Genomic DNA, 17,941 nt, shown 5'->3' on the forward strand with positions numbered 1-17,941 from the left:
CGCCGGGCGCACACGATCGCGCCCGGCTTTCGTCACCGCTCCGCCATTTTTTATTATATTTCAGTCTGTTACAAGATCACGAAAGGTAACTTTCTGTCGCTCTTGTTGACACAAACAAGGCAACGGAATCGCGCGCAGCCCATTGATGTAAATCGCGGCGAGGCATAGCGTCACCGCGTGCATGGTGCACTGCAACAAAAACGGGGTTCCGTTTGTCACTTCTGTCAATTTACTGGAGGGCCATGAGCTACCTCGCCGCCGAAAGGCAGCGGGTGGCAGTCATCAGCCTTGCCAATGTGGCGCTCGCGATCGCCATGATCGCCGAGCCCATTCTGTTCGGCCGCATCATCGAGGCCATCTCGCAGGAAGAAAACATCGCATTCCAGGTCGGGGCATGGGCCGCGCTGGGCGCATTCAACATCGTGGCCTTCGTTCTCGTCGCCCGCGGCGCCGACAGGCTGGCGCACAAGCGGCGGGTGGACGTGCTGGGCGAGTCCTTCGAGAAGGTCATCTCGATGCCGCTGTCCTGGCACCACCGCCACGGCACCTCGCATTCGCTGCACACGCTGCTGCGCGCGATGGAAACGTTGTTCTCGCTATGGCTCGAATTCATGCGCCAGCACCTGGCGACGGCCGTTGCCCTGCTGCTGCTGATCCCCACGGCGCTGACGCTCGACTGGCGGATGGCCGGTGTCCTGCTCTGCCTCGGCGCGTCCTACGTCGCGATCAGCCGCGCGGTGATGGCGCGCACCAAGGACGGTCAGGCGCAGGTCGAGCAGCATTATCATCAGGTCTTCGCGCATGTCAGCGACTCGATCAGCAACGTCTCGGTGCTGCAGAGCTACGGCCGGCTTGCGGATGAAGCTGCCGCGCTGCGCCGCTACACCGACGACCTCATCGGCGCGCAGTTCCCGGTGCTGAACTGGTGGGCTGTGGCCAGCGCCCTGCAGCGCCTGTCGGCCACGATCTCGATGATGGTGGTTCTGGTCATCGGCGCGATCCTCGTTCAGCGCGGTCACCTGCGCATCGGCGACATCGTTGCCTTTGCGGGCTTTGCGACGCTGCTCATCGGCCGGCTCGACCAGGTGACGGGCTTCGTCAATCAGGTCTTCGAGGCCCGTGCCAAGCTGGAACCCTTCTATGCGCTGGAGGATGCCGTTGGCGAACGCAGCGAGCCGATGGGCACCCGTCCGATCGAGCGGGTGCGCGGCGACGTGGTCTTCGACGACGTGTGTTTCCAGTTCCCGGATTCGGGCGAGGGCGTTCAGAACATCTCGTTCAGCGTCGCAGCCGGTCAGACGGTGGCCATCGTCGGCCCCACGGGCGCCGGCAAGACGACCCTCATCAACCTCCTGCAGCGCGTCTTCGATCCGAAGTCGGGCTCGATCCGCGTCGACGGCATCGATACGCGCACCGTGACGCGCAAGTCGCTGCGCGACCAGATCGCGACCGTGTTCCAGGATGCGGGGCTGCTAAATCGCACGATCGAGGAAAACATCCGCCTCGGCCGCGCCGATGCCGGCTACCACGAGGTCCACGAGGCGTCGCTCGCGGCGGCCGCGCAGGACTTCATCTTGGCCAAGAGCGAAGGCTACGACACAGTTGTCGGCGAGCGCGGCTCGCAGCTTTCCGGCGGCGAGCGCCAGCGCATCGCGATCGCGCGCGCCGTTCTCAAGGACGCGCCGATCCTGGTGCTCGACGAGGCGACCAGTGCGCTCGACGTCGAGACGGAGGGCAAGGTCAAGGAGGCGATCGACCGCCTGCGGCGCAACCGCACCACCTTCGTCATCGCCCACAGGCTGTCGACCGTCTGCGACGCCGACCTCGTGATCTTCATGGATCGCGGGCGGATCGTGGAGATGGGAGGCTTCAACGAACTTGCCGCGCGCGACAATGGCCGCTTTGCCTCGCTCCTGCGCGCCAGCGGCCTGCTGGACGACAAGGACAGGCTGCGCTCCGTGCCGCTGAACATGCGGGAATTGTCGCCCGAGGCGGCTTAACCGCTCCATCTGCGGCGCAATTACGAAAATCGCGCATGAAAAAGGGGCTTCCGGCTGTACCGGAAGCCCCTTTTTCAGTCGAAGATCTTATTCCGCTTCGTCGGCAGAGGCCGCATTGAGCTGGCCGTACTTCTGCTCGCCGATCTGTTCGTAGAGCTCGAGCTGGGTTTCCAGGAAGTCGATATGACCTTCCTCGTCCTGAAGCAGTTCCTCGAACAGCTTCATGGTGACGTAGTCGCCGAGTTCCTGACAGATCTCACGCGACTTCTTGTAGGAGGTGCGGGCGTCGTATTCGCCGGCAAGGTCGGCTTCCAGCACTTCCTTGACGTTCTGGCCGATCCTGAGCGCGCCGACCTTCTGCAGGTTCGGATGTCCCTCGAGAAAGATGATGCGCTCGATGATCTTGTCGGCGTGATGCATCTCCTCGATGGATTCTTCACGCTCCTTCTTGGCGAGCTTCTGGTATCCCCAGTCCTCGAGAAGACGGTAGTGCAGCCAGTACTGGTTGACTGCTCCCAGCTCCAGGAACAAGGCTTCGTTAAGCCGCTCGATGATCCGTTTTTCGCCCTTCATGGCTGCTGCTCCCGTACTGGCCGCGCAATCCACGTACGCGGTCCAGGAATGGTACGATCTCTGTTTCACCGGCGCCGAGGCGGCGATGGTACTCTTCGGTTACCCGAATGATCGTTTCCACCACATTTGGGAAGCAGCCGCAACAGCGACCGCGTTTCTTGAGCGTATGATAGACCTTCGCAGGCACGATGAGCTGCCAGGGGTCGGCATCGAGAAGCCCGACGATGACCTGCTCGATTTCCTTCTGGGTAATCAGGTTGCAATGGCAGACCAGCATTTACCTACTCATGGCTTGACCGCCGACGAGGGCGGTCGGGCTAGATGCACTACTTCTTCACCGTCGGTACAACCGCGGCTGAATCGTACTGGATATGGGTTGCATATGCGTTGATGTCATCGACGGACGCGCGCGCCTGCCGCCCGTCTCCGGTTGGCGGCAGCAGGAAGATCGCAGCCGTGAGCAGCGCCGTGGCAAACAATGGCGATATCGATGCAAGACGCCGTTTCGCGTCGGTCGCGGGAAAGCCGCCGCGCCAGCCATAGGAGTTGTTGCGTGCCCGCACCCGCAGGCTCTCGGCGCCCTCGCGCCGTATCGGCAGAAAAACCATCCTTGCCTCCAATCGAAAGGGTTCAAGGCCCAGACATCAAAGGGTGTGCCTTCAGGCACGCCCCCTTAAACACCTATGGCGGCCGGCTTGTCAATTCAAACATGACAAAAACACTCATAGATCAATAGGTTAGAAGAATTCTAAGGTAAGAGCGGAGGCTGCCTGCCGTCCCGCGTAACAGGCTGCCACCGAATGTGATGGGAGAAAGTGCCACCATTGCGGCGCTACTGCGTTATGGCCACAGCTTCGCCCGGTTGTGCGTCTTTCAGCGTTCGTTGAAGGGCTCATGTGATCGGTCGGGAACCGGTTCACATCTCGCGGCATGGACGTATGACCAATCCTCTTTCACAGGTACGCAGCACCAGAGACACCAGGATCGACGTGATCCGGGCGATTGCCCTGATAACGATCTTCGTCAATCACGTTCCCGGAAACCCGTTCGAAGTGCTGACATCGAAGAATTTCGGGTTTTCCGATGCCGCAGAGGCATTCGTGCTGATTTCCGGCGTGTCGGCCGGGCTGGCCTACGGCCTGAAATTCCGCCCTGGCGCGCGGCTCGCAACCGCGCTGAAGATGTGGCGGCGCGTTGGCGTTCTTTATCTGGCGCAGCTTGGCACCACGATGGCCACGCTGGGCATATTCTCGTTCTTCGCGCTGCATTACGGCGCGCCCGAACTGCTGGAGAAGATCAATATCGGCCCGGTGATGGAAGACACCGCCGCAGCGCTGGTCGGCATCGTCACCTTCGGGCACCAACTCGGCTACAACAACATTCTGTCGATGTATGCGGGCGTGCTTCTGTTGCTGCCGGCGCTGCTGCTGATCGGCAGCCGGGCGGGCCTGCTGCACATGGTTGCAGCATCGGGCGCGCTATGGCTTGCAGCCGGCCTCTTCCGTCTCGGCCCTCCGAACTTTCCCAACGAAGGCGTCTGGTTCCTCAATCCGCTTTCGTGGCAGTTCCTGTTCGTCATCGGCCTCGCTGCAACCATGCATGTGAAGCGCGGCGGCAAGCTGCCGGTGCATCCCTGGATGATCGGTACTGCGGCCGCCTATCTCGTGCTGTCGCTTGCGTGGGTGCAGGTGCCGCTATGGGGCATCGACACCTCGATGGGTCTGCCATCTGTGCTGACGGGCTTCGACAAGACCTACCTTTCGGGCCCGCGCCTGCTGCACGTTCTGGCAGCAGCCTACCTGATCGCGGTCCTGCCGCAGATCTCGGGCCTCGCGCGCCGACCAACAAACAATCCGCTTGCCGTGATGGGTCGTCATGCGCTGCCCGTCTTCGTGACCGGCACGATCCTGTCTATGGTGGCGCAGGCTTGGCGTCTGGTGCACGAGCCGTCGATTGCGACCGACATCGCGATCGTGGCCGTAGGCATCGGGGCGCATTTCGCCCTTGCTTATTACATCGAATGGTATCGGGGGCTGGTGCGCGGCAGCAAGTCCGTGCCGGCTGGCCCCGAGGTCTTCATGGGCCCGCCGCTGCGACCTGCCCACCATTCGCTGCCGCATCGGGCAAAGCCTGAAATGGCCTGACCGGAAGGCTGGCCGCCGCGCCCGCGATCGTGCATATCGCGGGGATGACGCGCCAGCTTCCCGATCTCCCCGTAACCGCAGCCCTGCCGCGCCTGCTGGAGGCGCTGGACAGAGGCAACAGCGCCGTTCTCGTTGCGCCGCCGGGCGCGGGTAAGACGACGCTCGCGCCGCTGGCCATGCTGGATGCTGGCTGGCGGGGTGAAGGGCGCATCCTGCTGCTGGAGCCGCGCCGGCTTGCCGCGAGGGCTGCCGCGCGCCGCATGGCGGCCCTGCTCGGCGAGGAGCCGGGTGAAACGGTCGGCTATGCCATGCGCATGGAAAGCCGGGTTTCGGCAAATACCCGCATCCTTGTCGTGACCGAGGGCGTGCTGTCGCGGATGATCCTCGACGATGCCGGAATGGACGGCATCGCCGCCGTCATATTCGACGAATTCCACGAACGCTCGCTGGACGGCGATTTCGGTCTAGCGCTGGCATTGGACGTGCAGGCGGCGCTGCGGCCCGATCTGCGCCTGCTGGTGATGTCGGCCACCATCGACGGCGCCCGCGTCGGCACGCTGCTGGGCGAGGCGCCTGTGGTGACCAGCGAAGGGCGGTCGTACCCCGTCGACATACGTTACCGCGATCGCGCGGCCGACATGCGCATCGAGGATGCGACGGCCGCGGCGTGTCGCGACATGCTGGCGGAAGAGACAGGCAGCGTGCTCGCCTTCCTGCCGGGGCAGGCAGAAATCGAGCGGACCGCGGAGCGCCTCGCGGGCCGGTTGCCGGCCGACGTCGACATCGCGCCGCTCTATGGCGGGCTTGACGGCAGGGCGCAGGACGCCGCGATCCGGCCCGCGCCGGAGGGACGGCGCAAGCTGGTGCTTGCCACTTCGATCGCGGAAACCTCCATCACCATCGACGGCGTACGCGTCGTGATCGATTCCGGCCTCTCGCGTCTGCCGAAATACGAACCGGCCACGGGCCTGACCCGGCTGGAAACGGTGCGTGCCAGCCGCGCCTCGGCAGACCAGCGTGCCGGCCGCGCCGGCCGCACGCAGCCGGGTGTGGCCCTGCGGCTGTGGCGCGCCGAGCAGACGGCGGCGCTGCCGGCTTTCACGCCGCCTGAAATTCTCGAAGCCGACCTTTCCGGTCTGCTCCTCGATTGCGCGGCCTTCGGCGTGACCGACCCGGCGATGCTGTCCTTCCTCGACAAGCCTCCGGCCCCGGCGCTGGCCGAGGCGCGCGCGCTGCTGGTCGAACTCGGCGCGCTTGACGGCGATGGCCGGCTTACCGATGCGGGCGAAGCCATGCGGCGGCTGGCCCTGCCGGTACGCCTTGCCCACATGGTAGCGGAAGCCGGCGACCGCCGGGCCGCAAGCGAACTGGCGGTGCTGCTCACGGAACGCGGACTGGGCGGCACCGCGGTCGATCTGGACCGGCGGCTGGCCGGCTTTCGCCGTGACAAGGGTCCGCGCGCGCAGGCGGCGAGGAAAATGGCGGAGAGGCTCAACCGCTCGGCTGCCCAGGAACGGCCGTCCGGGGCGTCGTCAGCCATGACCTCCGCCGGCGCGCTTCTGCTACTTGCCTATCCCGACCGGGTTGCGAAAGCGCGGGGCGAGTATGGCCGGTTCGTACTCGCCAATGGCAGGGGAGCAATGCTCGATCCGGCCGAGCCGCTGGCAAGGGAGGGTTTTCTGGTCGTCGCCGATCTCCAGGGCAGGGCCCAGAATGCGCGGATCGCGTCCGCGGCAGCGATCACCGAGGAAGAGATCCGCCAGCATCTTTCGGGGCGGCTGGAGACCGCGACCGAGACGAGTTTCGATGCCGAGCGCCGCGCCCTGCGGGCGCGTGAGACGGTGCGGCTCGGTGCCATCAGGCTCGCCGAACGCCAATTGCCGGCACCCACCGGCGCGGAAGCCGATCGCGGGCTGATTGCGGCGCTGCGAGAGCAAGGCTTTGCCTTGCTCGACTGGGGCAAAGGGGCGGCAATACTGCGCCGTCGCCTGGCGTGGCTCCGCAGCGGTCTTGGCGCGCCCTGGCCCGACATGTCCGACGAGGCGCTGACGGAGGCGCTGGATGACTGGCTTTTGCCGTTCCTCTCCGGCGAAGCCTCGCTGGCGCGCATCGACGCGCAGGCGATTTCCAACGGGTTGATGTCGCTGGTGCCGCATGAATTGCAGCGCAAGATCAACGATCTCGCGCCGACGCATTTCTCGGCACCCTCCGGCAGCTCGGTGCCGATCCGCTACGACGAAGACCAGCCTGTTCTCGCGATACGGGTGCAGGAACTGTTCGGGCTCGACCGGCATCCGTCGATTGCCGGCGGCACGATCCCGCTGACGCTCGAACTGCTCTCGCCGGCACACCGCCCGATCCAGACGACGCGCGACCTGCCGGGCTTCTGGCGCGGTTCCTGGGCCGACGTGCGCGCCGATATGCGCGGCCGCTACCCCAAGCACGTCTGGCCTGAAGACCCGTTGCAGGCGGCTGCGACAAACCGGGCGAAGCCGCGCGCCAGATAGGACTTGGCGCGGACTGCGAGGCAGCGCATAAGGAGCCACCATGCTTGCGAAACTGGGCAGACCCGACCCGCTCGAAATCCACCATCTGCGGCTCAACACGCTGATCCGCCTGCGCTGGCTGGCGATCATCGGCCAGAGTGCGGCGGTGCTGATCGTCGCCTACTGGCTGGAATTTCCGCTGCCGGTCAGTCTCTGCTTCGCGCTGATCGCGCTTTCTGCCTGGCTCAACCTGTTCCTCGCATTCCGCTATCCGGCGACGCACCGCCTGCCTCCGCACTTTGCGCTCGGCATCCTGCTGTTCGACGCGTTGCAGCTTGCGGGCCTGCTCTACATGACGGGGGGGCTGACCAATCCCTTCTCGCTGCTGATGACGGTGCCGGTGGTGATTTCGGCGACGTCGCTGCCGGCGCGCTGGACGATGCTGCTGGGTCTCGCCGTGGTGGCGATGGCCACGCTGCTCGCCTTCTTCCACCTGCCGCTGCCGTGGTTTCCCGGCATGACGCTGACGATGCCGTTCATCTACGTGGCCGGCATGTGGATGGCGGTGGTATCGTCCATCGCGTTCACGGCTATCTATGCCTATCGCGTCGCCGAGGAGGCGCGGCTTCTGGCCAACGCGCTTTCCGCGACCGAACTGATCCTGCAGCGCGAACAACATCTTTCGGCGCTCGACGGCCTGGCGGCCGCAGCCGCGCACGAGCTTGGCACGCCGCTGGCCACGATCGCGCTCGTCGCCAAGGAAATGGAACGCGCGCTGGGTTCGGATTCGCGCTTCAAGGAAGATGTGGTGCTGCTGCGCTCCCAGTCGGAACGCTGCCGCGAAATCCTCAAGCGGCTGACCAGCCTTTCCTCCGAGGACGAGGCGCATATGGCACGGCTGCCATTCACGTCGCTGATCGAGGAGGTGATCGCCCCGCATCGCGATTTCGGCATCGCGATCACCCTGGAGCCGGGCGAGCGGCAGGGACCGGAGCCCGTCGGACGACGCAATCCCGGCGTGATCTACGGTCTCGGAAACCTGGTCGAGAATGCCGTCGATTTCGCCCGCGAAAGCGTGGTTCTGCGTTGGAAATGGGACGACGCGCGCGTGGAGCTGACGCTGGTGGACGATGGCCCGGGCTTTCCGCCGGAAATCATCGACCGCATCGGCGAGCCCTATATGTCCAAGCGCTCTCCGGTTGATGGCGGGCGCGGGCTGGGTCTCGGCCTGTTCATCGCCAAGACCCTGCTCGAGCGCTCCGGCGCGTCGGTGACTTTCGGCAACGCGGCCCAGCCCGGCAAGGGCGCTATCGTGCGCGTCGCCTGGCCGCGGCAGGCCTTCCTGTCGACCGCGGGCAGGGCGGAACTCGCTTATTGACGCTTCGGAAGTTTGAAAACCGGGCGATATTGCCTATTAAGAGAATGAAACAGCAGGAAAACGCCCAATGAACGACGAAACAGCAATCGATGCAGCCGAAATCCTCGGTGCGGACCGCTCGCTGCTGATCGTCGAGGACGACAAGCCGTTCCTGACCCGCCTCGCGCGCGCCATGGAAGGGCGCGGCTTCGTCGTCGATACGGCCGAAAGCGTCGAGGAGGCCGTAGGCAAGGTCAAGGCCTCCGCGCCGGCCTATGCGGTGGTGGACATGCGGTTGGGCGATGGCAACGGGCTCGACGTGGTCGTGGCGATCCGCGAGAAGCGCGACGATGCGCGCACCATCATCCTTACAGGCTACGGCAACATCGCGACCGCCGTGACGGCGGTGAAGCTGGGCGCGATCGACTACCTCTCCAAGCCCGCCGACGCGGACGACGTGTTCGCCGCGCTGACGCGCACGGCAGGCGAGAAGGCCGCGCCGCCGGAAAACCCGATGTCGGCCGACCGCGTGCGCTGGGAGCATATCCAGCGCGTCTACGAGATGTGCGACCGTAACGTGTCGGAAACCGCGCGGCGGCTCAACATGCACCGCCGCACGCTCCAGCGCATCCTGGCCAAGCGCGCGCCCAGGTAGGGCACTGCGACGGCTTCATATTAGCGGCTGCGAGGGTTGATCGGCCAATTGGCCGCAGCACCGCCGTCATCCCGGGCAACCGAGCGTAGCGAGGACAGACCCGAGACCTATTGAGCAGCGCGGCCGGTGGCGGGCTCGCTCGGCAGCGCCAACATGCGCCATCACTTGAACCGGGCCGCGCTTCAAGATGTTCGGACCAATGGGTCCCGGCTCTGCGGTCGCTTCGCTCCCTTGGCCGGGATGACGGTGGAGAGGTAGAGACCAAAGCGCCCGCTAAAGCCGCGCGATCCTTTCCGTCAGCAGCGCGAAGAAGCCTTCGGCGTCGATGTCGCGCATGACGAGCGCGTTGCGTGGGCCGTCGGTGATGTTCCACCAGTCCACAACCGTGGCGCCCATCGTCAGTTCCGAAACGGTTTCGATCTGCACGTTGCACTGCCGGCCTGAGAAGAGTTCGGGCTTCAGAAGGTAGGCGATGACGCAGGGGTCGTGCAGCGGGCCGCCGTCGGTGCCGTATTTCTCCTCGTCGAACCGCTCGAAGAAGTCGAGAAGCTGTGCGGTGGCGGTGCCGACGCGCGTGCCCATCGTGCGGAAGCGCTCGATACGGGCCTTGGTGGTCAGCGCCTTGTGGGTGACGTCGAGCGGCATCATGACGATCGGCGCGCCGGAGCGGTAGACGACGTCGGCCGCCTGCGGATCGACGTAGATGTTGAATTCCGCCGACGGCGTGACGTTGCCCTGCTCGAAATAGCCGCCGCCCATCAGTACGATTTCGCGAATGCGCGGCACGATCGCAGGCTCGCGGATCATCGCCAGGGCGATGTTCGTCAGCGGGCCGAGCGGGCAGAGCGTGACCGTGCCCTCGGGCTCGGCCATCAGCGTCTCGACGATGAAGTCGACCGCATGTTGCGTTTCCAGCTTCATCGTGGGCTCGGGCAACTCCGGCCCGTCAAGACCCGTGCGGCCATGCACATGCTCGGCGGTGACGAGTGGGCGCGTCAACGGTCGCACCGCGCCGGCGAAGACACGGGTTTCGGGCCGTCCCGCCAGTTCGCAGATCTTGCGGGCGTTCTTCTCGGTCAGCGCCAGCGGCACGTTGCCTGCCACGGCTGTGAGGCCGAGCACGTCCAGTTCGGGACTGGCGAGAGCCAGCAGGATGGCCACGGCATCGTCCTGGCCGGGATCGGTATCGATGATGATCTTGCGCGCTTCGGCCACTGGCGGTCCCTTCGGTCTTTGTTCTTGAACTGGAAAAGCGGGCGAACCATATCAGTGGCACAGGCGAAAATGCCATCCGGGTTTCCGCCTTTCCACGTCGCTCTTTGAGGACATGATTGATGACGCGCATGACGCCCTTTTCGAGCCCGCTGCTGCTGGGGTTCGATACGATCGAGAAGACCCTCGAACGCGTCGCCAAGAACGGCGACGGCTACCCGCCCTATAATATCGAGCGCCTGCGCGGTGACACCGGTGATCGGTTGCGGATCACGCTCGCGGTCGCGGGCTTCTGCGAAGCCGATCTGGAAGTGGTGGTCGAAGACAACGAACTGACCGTGCGCGGCCGCCAGACCGACGATGCGGAACGCGAATTCCTTCATCGCGGTATTGCCGCAAGGCAGTTCCAGCGCGTGTTCGTGCTGGCCGACGGAATGAAGGTTGCCGGCGCGGAATTGAAGAACGGGCTGCTGGCAATCGATCTCGACAGGCCCGAACCGGAACGACTGGTACGGAAAATAAACATTTCCGTGAAAGACTGAGTTCCGGCCGCACCGGAACCCAATGGCTCTGCTGCGGGTTGGTCAAGGAGACGCCCCGCTGAAGCGTAGGAGGCTGACATGACTGTGAATGAAGAAGAAAAGACCGTGCTGACCCAGGCCGAACTGGCCCATCTCGGCGAAGGTACGGTGGCCTATCTCAAGGAAATCGACAGCGACGAGCTGCGCGGAAAGTTTCCGGGCATGCCCGAGATCGCGCCGGGAACCAAGCTCTGGGCGGTTTTTGCGGCTAATGGCCAGCCGATCCTGCTGACCGACGCACGCGCATCGGCGCTAGCAGGGGCAATCCAGAATGACCTGACCCCCGTCAGCATTCACTGACGCGGGCACACCCGAAAATGAAAAAGGCGGCCGCATGGGCCGCCTTGGATGGAACCTGTACCGTGGGAGCCGTCAGGCGGCGTGAGACGCCGGCGTCTGCGACAGGAAAGTATGAATTGCGGCAGCATCCTTGGTGCCGCGAATCTTGCCGACGATGTCGCTGTCTCGCAGAACGCGCGCAATCCGCGACAGGGCCTTGAGATGGTCGGCGCCGGCCCCTTCGGGCGCCAGCAGCAGGAAGACGAGGTCGACCGGCTGGTCGTCGAGAGCCTCGAAATCGACGGGATTTTCAAGCCGCGCGAAAATGCCGGTGATCCGGGAGATGCCGGGCAGCTTGCCGTGCGGAATGGCAATGCCGTTGCCGACGCCGGTGGAGCCGAGCCGTTCGCGCTGCAGGATCGTGTCGAACACCTCGCGCTCGGGCAGGCCGGTTACCGATGCGGCCTTTTCGGCCAGCAATTGCAGAAGCTGCTTCTTGGAATTGGCCTTCAAGGCCGGCATTACTGCCGAAACCTCGATCAGATCGCTGAGATCCATTCCGATTATCCTTTTGCTCTGCCTTTTAACCGCGACGCAAGCCCCCGCCTGCGGTCCGGCTGAGTTGTTGGCGGCTAGGCCCTTGCGACCACGGCTGAGGAGGTGTCTATCCAGCCGATGTTCCCGTCAGGGCGGCGATAGACGACATTGACGTGCTCGTTCCCGGCGTTGCGGAATACGAAAACGGGACTGTCCTTGGTGTCGAGTTCGATGACGGCGGATGCGACCGACATGATACGCAGCGCAACCGTGGACTCCGCGACGATCGCCGGCGCGTAGTCTTCTGGCACTTCCTCGTCGTCTTCGGCAACGGGCGCCATCACACGGTAGTCGATATCGATGCCGTCAGCGACCACGCCAGCCTGGTGCGACTTGAGACGGCGCTTGTAGCGGCGCAGGCGCTTTTCGATGCGCTCGGCGGCGGCATCGAACGCGAACTGCGGGTCCTGTGCCTGCCCGGTCGCCTGCAGCACCATGCCGGTGTCGAGATGGACCATGCAATCGGCGGTAAAACGCGATCCGGACTTCTCAACCGTGACGTGCCCGGCAAATCCGCCGTCGAAATACTTGCCCACAGCCTCCCCGACACGTCCCTCGATTTTCGATCGGAAAGCGTCGCCGATTTCCATGTGCTTACCAGAGATACGCAGGCTCATATGAAACTGACCTTCTCTTGTGCCGGTTCTAGAGGGCTTGGAGTTTATACCTGTGGTCGTCGCGCACAAGGTTTTTGGCGGCATTTCGGATGGTTAGGACTTCTTCCTTCAAGCGCGGAACGCCGTCCCGACGTGCTGTCGCATCGCCTCCGAAGCGGTCCGCCATATGCGGGCGGGCTTCTAGTCACTTCGGCTGGCAATGTCAAACCGGGCAAGGTTACCTAACGGGAAGACTTGGGTCAGCCGCCCGCCGAGGCAAGGGCCCGTTTTTCGCGCCGACGCTGCACCGACGACGGAATACTCATTCCTTCCCGGTACTTGGCAACGGTGCGGCGCGCGATGTCGACACCGCCACGCTTGAGGATATCCACAATGGCGTCGTCGGAGAGCACATCCAGCGGTTTTTCGGCGTCGATGAGCTCGCGGATGCGATCCCGGACGGCTTCCGAGGAGTGTGCGTCGCCGCCTGCCGCCGAGGAGGCGATCGCCACCGAGAAGAAATAGCGCAGCTCGAACACGCCACGCGGCGTCATCATGTATTTGTTCGCCGTCACCCGGCTGACCGTTGATTCGTGCATGCCGATAGCGTCGGCGACGGTGCGCAGGTTCAGCGGCCTTAGATGCCGGATGCCGTGGAGCAGGAACGCATCTTGTTGTCGCACGATCTCGCTTGCAACCTTGAGGATCGTACGCGCGCGCTGGTCGAGGCTGCGCGTCAGCCAGTTGGCGTTCTGCAGGCACTCGGCCAGGAACTCCTTTTCGGCATTGTTGGCTGCCTGCTTCGAAACGCTGGTGAAATAGTCCTGGTTGACGAGGACGCGTGGCAGCGTGTCGGCATTCAGCTCCACCGACCAGCTTCCGTCGCGCGCGGCGCTGACGATCACATCCGGCACGATCGTGTCCGCCGTGCCGCGCGTGAAGGCCAGGCCGGGGCGCGGGTCGAGGCCGCGAATCTCAGCCAGCATGTCGAGCAGATCGTCGTCCTCCACTCCGCAGAGCCTGCGTAGCTGGGCGAAATCGCGCCGCGCCAGCAGGTCGAGATGGGCGACCAGTGCTTGCATGGCCGGGTCGAAACGGTCGTTTGCACGAAGCTGCAACGCGAGGCACTCGGCAAGGTCCCGTGCAAAAAGGCCTGCAGGGTCGAATGTCTGGCAGGTGGTCAGGACACGGGCCACGGCCTCTTCGTCCGTGCCGAGCCGCTCCGCAATCTCCGCCATATCGCCGCGCATGTACCCGGCTTCATCGAGGGAATCGGCGAGTTCCCGCGCGATCAGGCGGTCGGAGGGCGCCCGAAAGGCAAAGGCGATCTGCTCGCCGACATGATCGGCGAGGCTGACGCGGGAGGCAGCCATGTCTTCGATGTCGAAACCTTCGCCGCCACCCGTCGCGGACGGCGCCGACTTCCACTGTGCGGCAAGGTCCGGCGATAGCTGCTCCACCGTGCCCGGATCATCGGGAAAGACATTTTCCATCGACGTGTCGAGCTGTTCCGACATCGCGGCGGCGTTCGTATCGTCAGCATCGAACATGCGGTCGAGCTCGGAGCCGTCGGAGGCCCCTTCGGCCCGCCGGTCGTGCTCATCGTCGCGCCGCGGGTCGTCGTCGCGCTGCTCCGTGCGTTCCAGCAGCGGATTCTTCTCGATCTCATCCTCGATGAAACGTTCCAGCTCGATATGGGTAAGCTGCAGCAGCTTGATCGACTGCATGAGCTGCGGGGTCATCACCAGCGACTGCGACTGACGCAACTGCAGTTTGGCGCTGAGTGCCATGGCGACCGCTACCTACCCCTTACCCCGAACCTGCAATGGCCTGCGGCTTCCGCCGCCCACACGCCATTTCGGACCGAATGAAACTGGCCCGTCTTTTGCTTGTCAAGCGCATCGGGGTTTAGATTCGCTTACGCGAGGGCATTCTCGATGCCAAAACCCGCCTCGAGAGCGCGAAATCGCGGAAAAATGGCTTGGAAGGTGTCTAAAGCGTAAAGGCTTCGCCGAGATAGAGCCGGCGCACGTCGGGGTTCTCGACGATTTCCGAGGGCAGGCCGTGGGTCAGCACCTGTCCAGCGTGGATGATATAGGCGCGCTCAACCAGCCCCAGCGTTTCACGCACATTGTGGTCGGTGACCAGCACCCCGATGCCGCGCGCGGTCAGGTGCCGCACGAGCTGCTGGATGTCGGAGACCGCGATCGGGTCGACGCCCGCGAAAGGTTCGTCCAGCAGCATGAAATTGGGGTTGGAGGCCAGCGCGCGGGCAATCTCCAGACGCCGGCGCTCGCCGCCCGAAAGCGCGATGGAAGGCGCCTTGCGCAGATGCGCGATGTGGAATTCCTCGAGCAGCTCGTCGAGCCGGTGCTCGCGGGCCTTGCGCCCCTTCTCGGTCACTTCGAGGATGGCGCGGATGTTGTTTTCGACCGAAAGGCCGCGAAAGATCGACGCTTCCTGCGGCAGGTAGCCGATGCCCAGCCGCGCACGCCGGTACATCGGCATCGAGGTCACGTCGTAACCGTCGATCTCGATCGTGCCCTGATCGACCGGCACAAGACCGGTGACCATGTAGAAGCAGGTGGTCTTGCCGGCGCCGTTCGGTCCGAGCAGGCCGACCGCCTCGCCGGCGCGCACCCCGAAGGACACGCCGCTGACGACCTGGCGGCCCTTGTAGCTCTTGGTCAGGCCACGCGCGATCATGGTGCCCTTGAAGCGCTCGCGATCGGCGCGCACCTGCACCGCCGGAGCGCCTTTGGAGGCGAATCGGTCTGTCAGCGACTGGATGAAAGAAGACGCACGTTTGGCCATGAAATGGTCTGGCCGCCCTACCGGTTCTGCGAGCCGGGCTTGAGCAGCATCTTGACCCGACCGCCGCTGCCTCCCTGCTGCTTGCCGCAACCGTCAAGGGTCGCGAGCCCGGTAGACATCTGCACGGTCAGCCGGCAGCCGACGACGACATTGTCGCCCTCCGTCAGCACGACTTCCTTGCCGGAAAGGACCAGCACCTCGGAGCGCATGTCGAAGCTGCCGCTGTCGCCGGTGGCAACCTGGGTCTCGGACTTGACGTAGACCTTGCCCTCGACCTCGAGCCGGTCGATGTCGGCCGAGCCCGTCGTCGCGGAGCCGCCCTCGGTGTTGTAATGCACGGTCATCTTGCCCGAGCGCAGCAGCGTCGGGCCCTGCACGACCGAGACATTGCCGGTGAAGATGGCCACGCCGTCGTTCTCGCGCACTTCCAGATGGTCGCTTTCGATCTGGATCGGCTTGTCGCCGTCGAGCTTCAGGCCCGTCAGGCGGCCAGCTTCCTGCGCAAGTGCATTGCCGGCGGGCAGCAATGCAAGGCATGCGGCCACGACCAGGGAACGGCCGTCAATTCTCATTCGTCCCTCCATTGGCCGTATCCCCCTCGGCATTCGCCGCTGTCTGCAGACGCTTGGCGTCAATTTCCATACGCACGCGGTTCTCGAAGACCATCACCGCGCCCTTTTCGCTGATGCGCATGGAATCGGCTTCGATGCGCGCGCCGTCAAGCATAATATCGACCGGATCGCTGGTTTCCAGCTTGCCCGAGGCCATGTCGACCACTGCGGAGCGCAGTAAGGCGTGAATTCCGGTGTCGGTGGTGAATGTGATGTCGCTGTCGAGCCCGAGCGTGTTTGCGTCACGATCGAGGACGCCGCTCTTTGCCGCGACCGTCACCCAATTGTCGTCGTCGAGCGGCAACTTTGCGGCGATGCCTTCTAGGTCGATCTTGCTGGCGTTGCCGATGTCCTGGATCGCGCGTTCCGCCGTCATGTTGTAAGGGCGGTTGTCGCGCGTGAAGCCGTCGAGCTTGGGATCCGACATCACCAGCCTGCCGCCTTCGATGGCGGTCGAGCCGAGTTCGACGGAAACGCCTTCGGGTGTCGCCAGCCAGGATTTGGCCACGAACGCAGCGACCATCAGCACGGCAACAACCGGCAAGGTCAGCTTGAGGAATCGCACCCGCCCGGAATGCCGTCGCGCGCGCGAAAACGCCTCTTCTACGCGGCTCTCCTGCGCAGAAGGCGTGGCGGCCGTTCTACGCGCCGTGCCCGTTGGCTGTTGCGCTGACGAAATGGTCATACCCCGTTGGTCCGAAATCTGATTGCGCACCCGATATCAGGGGCGATGGTGATACTGGCCTGCCGTATCCCGCAGGCAATTAAGAGTGCTCCCGAAGTGGAGCTGACGACCTGTTCTGATCGTGCCGACGCGAGTTACATCCTAATATGGTAATTTTTGGATAAACCAGCGCACCCTACAATATAGGCGCCTTGCGCCGTCCGCAAAAGGGGGTTCCCCCAGAGGCGCTCCCAGGGCGCGGCAAGCTGCCTCTTCTAACCCTTGCCGGCTTGTTCTACAAAGCTGTCCGCAGGCGGCGGACAAGTGGCAAACCCGGAGAGGACGTCATGGCAGATCGGGCAGACGACATCATCGACCGCAGACGGCTGCGTCGCAAGCTGACGTTCTGGCGGGCGGCGGCGCTTGTCATCGTGGTTCTCGCTGTTGCAGCACTTTCGTCCTGGGCAATGCGCGACCGGCTGGCCAGCACGGGCGGAAGCCATATCGCCAAGGTCAAGATCGAAGGTACGATCGTCGAGGACGAGGAGCTTCTCAAGCGGCTGGAACGCATCGCGAAGGCCGACAGCGTCAAGGGCGTGATCCTGTCGATCGATTCTCCCGGCGGCACGACGGTCGGCGGCGAGGCGATCTACGAGGCGGTACGCAAGCTCGCCGAGCAGAAGCCGGTCGTTGCCCAGGTGGGCACCCTTGCCGCTTCCGCCGGCTATATGATCGCCAGCGCCACCGACCATATCGTCGCAAGGCAGTCCTCCATCGTCGGCTCGATCGGCGTGCTGGTGCAGTTTCCCGACGTTTCCGAGCTGATGGCCAAGATCGGCGTCAAGGTCGAGGGCGTGAAGTCCTCGCCGCTCAAGGCCGAGCCGTCGCCGTTTAGCCCGACCACCGACGAAGAGCGCGCCATGCTGCGTGCCCTCGTCATGGACAGCTACGACTGGTTCGTCGGCCTGGTGGAAGAACGCCGCCCGCTGAGCCGCGCCGAGGTGCTGGCCGTCGCAGACGGGTCCATCTTCACCGGCAGGCAGGCGCTGGAGCGCAAGCTCGTCGACGGGCTGGGCGGCGAGGAACAAGCGGTCGAGTGGCTGGCGTCCAAGGGTGTGGACGGCGAGCTCTCCGTGATCGAATGGAAGTCGTCGGAAAGCGACAGCTTCTTCTCGCCGCTGGCGCTCGCACAAGCTGCCGGAACTTTGCTCGGCCTCGAGGGCCTCGGTCCTGACGTGGCTCGCAAGATCGGCGCCGACCGCTTGTTCCTTGACGGGCTGCTGTCCCTCTGGCAACCTGACCGGGATGCCTTTGGTGGCTGAAAAATCAAGCAAAAACACTTGCATAAACGATAACAACGCTGTCAGCGGGG

Annotated in this window: 18 protein-coding genes; 8 read left to right on the forward strand and 10 right to left on the reverse strand. The window is 64.3% G+C overall.

Translation table 11 applies throughout. From position 1 onward, the window contains the following. Positions 1-212: 212 nt before the first annotated feature. Positions 213-2,000, forward strand: a complete 1,788-nt coding sequence (locus V1479_RS04715; protein WP_368801870.1) for a glucan ABC transporter ATP-binding protein/ permease — start codon at positions 213-215, stop codon at positions 1,998-2,000. A gap of 87 nt (positions 2,001-2,087) precedes the next feature. On the opposite strand, the gene bfr is transcribed toward V1479_RS04715, so the two are convergent. From bfr to V1479_RS04730, 3 genes are read right to left on the reverse strand one after another with little or no spacing between them, the layout of a single operon-like run. Further along, entirely contained in the window at positions 2,088-2,573 is a 486-nt protein-coding gene (gene bfr, locus V1479_RS04720) for a bacterioferritin (RefSeq protein ID WP_368801871.1), read from the reverse strand. Next, positions 2,539-2,850, reverse strand: a complete 312-nt coding sequence (locus V1479_RS04725; protein ID WP_173187762.1) for a (2Fe-2S)-binding protein — start codon at positions 2,848-2,850, stop codon at positions 2,539-2,541. The genes bfr and V1479_RS04725 overlap by 35 nt, the downstream gene beginning before the upstream one ends. Before the next feature lie 49 nt (positions 2,851-2,899). Beyond that, positions 2,900-3,181, reverse strand: a complete 282-nt coding sequence (locus V1479_RS04730; RefSeq protein ID WP_368801872.1) for a hypothetical protein — start codon at positions 3,179-3,181, stop codon at positions 2,900-2,902. A 330-nt stretch (positions 3,182-3,511) separates the two neighbouring features. Between V1479_RS04730 and V1479_RS04735 the strand changes: the two genes are divergently transcribed. The 4 genes from V1479_RS04735 to V1479_RS04750 all read left to right on the forward strand — a co-directional run bounded on the left by V1479_RS04735 (position 3,512) and on the right by V1479_RS04750 (position 9,215). Beyond that, positions 3,512-4,717: an OpgC family protein gene (locus V1479_RS04735; RefSeq protein WP_368801873.1), complete on the forward strand. Its 1,206-nt coding sequence runs from the start codon at positions 3,512-3,514 to the stop codon at positions 4,715-4,717. A gap of 44 nt (positions 4,718-4,761) precedes the next feature. Beyond that, positions 4,762-7,224, forward strand: a complete 2,463-nt coding sequence (gene hrpB, locus V1479_RS04740) for an ATP-dependent helicase HrpB (protein WP_368801874.1) — start codon at positions 4,762-4,764, stop codon at positions 7,222-7,224. A gap of 40 nt (positions 7,225-7,264) precedes the next feature. Further along, positions 7,265-8,581: an ActS/PrrB/RegB family redox-sensitive histidine kinase gene (locus V1479_RS04745; RefSeq protein WP_368801875.1), complete on the forward strand. Its 1,317-nt coding sequence runs from the start codon at positions 7,265-7,267 to the stop codon at positions 8,579-8,581. Between the two features lie 67 nt (positions 8,582-8,648). Next, entirely contained in the window at positions 8,649-9,215 is a 567-nt protein-coding gene (locus V1479_RS04750) for an ActR/PrrA/RegA family redox response regulator transcription factor (protein ID WP_368801876.1), read from the forward strand. A gap of 273 nt (positions 9,216-9,488) precedes the next feature. Here the strand turns inward: V1479_RS04750 and V1479_RS04755 are convergent, their stop codons facing one another. Next, on the reverse strand, positions 9,489-10,430 hold the full coding sequence (locus tag V1479_RS04755) for a nucleoside hydrolase (RefSeq protein WP_368801877.1): 942 nt from the start codon (positions 10,428-10,430) through the stop codon (positions 9,489-9,491). Between the two features lie 119 nt (positions 10,431-10,549). Here V1479_RS04755 and V1479_RS04760 point away from each other — a divergent pair, with 119 nt between their 5' ends. Together V1479_RS04760 and V1479_RS04765 are read left to right on the forward strand one after the other, a co-directional pair. After that, positions 10,550-10,969: an Hsp20 family protein gene (locus tag V1479_RS04760; protein WP_173187754.1), complete on the forward strand. Its 420-nt coding sequence runs from the start codon at positions 10,550-10,552 to the stop codon at positions 10,967-10,969. A gap of 78 nt (positions 10,970-11,047) precedes the next feature. Continuing rightward, entirely contained in the window at positions 11,048-11,308 is a 261-nt protein-coding gene (locus tag V1479_RS04765) for a BQ00720 family protein (protein ID WP_173187752.1), read from the forward strand. Positions 11,309-11,380: 72 nt separating this feature from the next. Here the strand turns inward: V1479_RS04765 and ptsN are convergent, their stop codons facing one another. The 6 genes from ptsN to lptC all read right to left on the reverse strand — a co-directional run bounded on the left by ptsN (position 11,381) and on the right by lptC (position 16,590). Next, positions 11,381-11,845 carry a PTS IIA-like nitrogen regulatory protein PtsN gene (gene ptsN / locus V1479_RS04770; RefSeq protein WP_173187750.1) on the reverse strand — a complete coding sequence of 155 codons (465 nt, stop codon included), beginning with the start codon at positions 11,843-11,845 and terminating at the stop codon, positions 11,381-11,383. A gap of 74 nt (positions 11,846-11,919) precedes the next feature. Continuing rightward, positions 11,920-12,501 (reverse strand): ribosome hibernation-promoting factor, HPF/YfiA family, encoded by a 582-nt coding sequence (gene hpf, locus V1479_RS04775; RefSeq protein WP_173187748.1) that lies wholly within the window; start codon positions 12,499-12,501, stop codon positions 11,920-11,922. 239 nt (positions 12,502-12,740) lie between these two features. Next, positions 12,741-14,270 carry an RNA polymerase factor sigma-54 gene (gene rpoN, locus V1479_RS04780; RefSeq protein WP_368801878.1) on the reverse strand — a complete coding sequence of 510 codons (1,530 nt, stop codon included), beginning with the start codon at positions 14,268-14,270 and terminating at the stop codon, positions 12,741-12,743. A 202-nt stretch (positions 14,271-14,472) separates the two neighbouring features. After that, complete coding sequence (gene lptB, locus V1479_RS04785) at positions 14,473-15,294, reverse strand: LPS export ABC transporter ATP-binding protein (protein WP_368801879.1); 822 nt, start codon at positions 15,292-15,294, stop codon at positions 14,473-14,475. A gap of 17 nt (positions 15,295-15,311) precedes the next feature. Beyond that, positions 15,312-15,866, reverse strand: coding sequence for an LptA/OstA family protein (locus V1479_RS04790; RefSeq protein ID WP_368801880.1), 555 nt, complete (start codon positions 15,864-15,866; stop codon positions 15,312-15,314). Next, positions 15,856-16,590 (reverse strand): LPS export ABC transporter periplasmic protein LptC, encoded by a 735-nt coding sequence (lptC, locus tag V1479_RS04795; protein ID WP_368801881.1) that lies wholly within the window; start codon positions 16,588-16,590, stop codon positions 15,856-15,858. Before lptC ends, V1479_RS04790 begins: the two co-directional genes overlap by 11 nt. 326 nt (positions 16,591-16,916) lie before the next feature. Here lptC and sppA point away from each other — a divergent pair, with 326 nt between their 5' ends. Beyond that, positions 16,917-17,891 (forward strand): signal peptide peptidase SppA, encoded by a 975-nt coding sequence (gene sppA / locus V1479_RS04800; protein ID WP_368801882.1) that lies wholly within the window; start codon positions 16,917-16,919, stop codon positions 17,889-17,891. The last annotated feature ends 50 nt before the right edge of the window (positions 17,892-17,941 follow it).

Source organism: Neoaquamicrobium sediminum (genome assembly GCF_040970315.1).
Taxonomy (GTDB): Bacteria; Pseudomonadota; Alphaproteobacteria; order Rhizobiales; family Rhizobiaceae; genus Aerobium; species Aerobium sediminum.

Coding starts and splice junctions, on each gene's coding strand:
- bfr (WP_368801871.1), bottom strand. CDS start 2,573: ATGAAGGGCGAAAAACGGATCATCGAGCGGCTTAACGAAGCCTTGTTC.
- V1479_RS04725 (WP_173187762.1), bottom strand. CDS start 2,850: ATGCTGGTCTGCCATTGCAACCTGATTACCCAGAAGGAAATCGAGCAG.
- V1479_RS04730 (WP_368801872.1), bottom strand. CDS start 3,181: ATGGTTTTTCTGCCGATACGGCGCGAGGGCGCCGAGAGCCTGCGGGTG.
- V1479_RS04735 (WP_368801873.1), top strand. CDS start 3,512: ATGACCAATCCTCTTTCACAGGTACGCAGCACCAGAGACACCAGGATC.
- hrpB (WP_368801874.1), top strand. CDS start 4,762: ATGACGCGCCAGCTTCCCGATCTCCCCGTAACCGCAGCCCTGCCGCGC.
- V1479_RS04745 (WP_368801875.1), top strand. CDS start 7,265: ATGCTTGCGAAACTGGGCAGACCCGACCCGCTCGAAATCCACCATCTG.
- V1479_RS04750 (WP_368801876.1), top strand. CDS start 8,649: ATGAACGACGAAACAGCAATCGATGCAGCCGAAATCCTCGGTGCGGAC.
- V1479_RS04760 (WP_173187754.1), top strand. CDS start 10,550: ATGACGCGCATGACGCCCTTTTCGAGCCCGCTGCTGCTGGGGTTCGAT.
- V1479_RS04765 (WP_173187752.1), top strand. CDS start 11,048: ATGACTGTGAATGAAGAAGAAAAGACCGTGCTGACCCAGGCCGAACTG.
- ptsN (WP_173187750.1), bottom strand. CDS start 11,845: ATGGATCTCAGCGATCTGATCGAGGTTTCGGCAGTAATGCCGGCCTTG.
- hpf (WP_173187748.1), bottom strand. CDS start 12,501: ATGAGCCTGCGTATCTCTGGTAAGCACATGGAAATCGGCGACGCTTTC.
- rpoN (WP_368801878.1), bottom strand. CDS start 14,270: ATGGCACTCAGCGCCAAACTGCAGTTGCGTCAGTCGCAGTCGCTGGTG.
- lptB (WP_368801879.1), bottom strand. CDS start 15,294: ATGGCCAAACGTGCGTCTTCTTTCATCCAGTCGCTGACAGACCGATTC.
- V1479_RS04790 (WP_368801880.1), bottom strand. CDS start 15,866: ATGAGAATTGACGGCCGTTCCCTGGTCGTGGCCGCATGCCTTGCATTG.
- lptC (WP_368801881.1), bottom strand. CDS start 16,590: ATGACCATTTCGTCAGCGCAACAGCCAACGGGCACGGCGCGTAGAACG.
- sppA (WP_368801882.1), top strand. CDS start 16,917: ATGGCAGATCGGGCAGACGACATCATCGACCGCAGACGGCTGCGTCGC.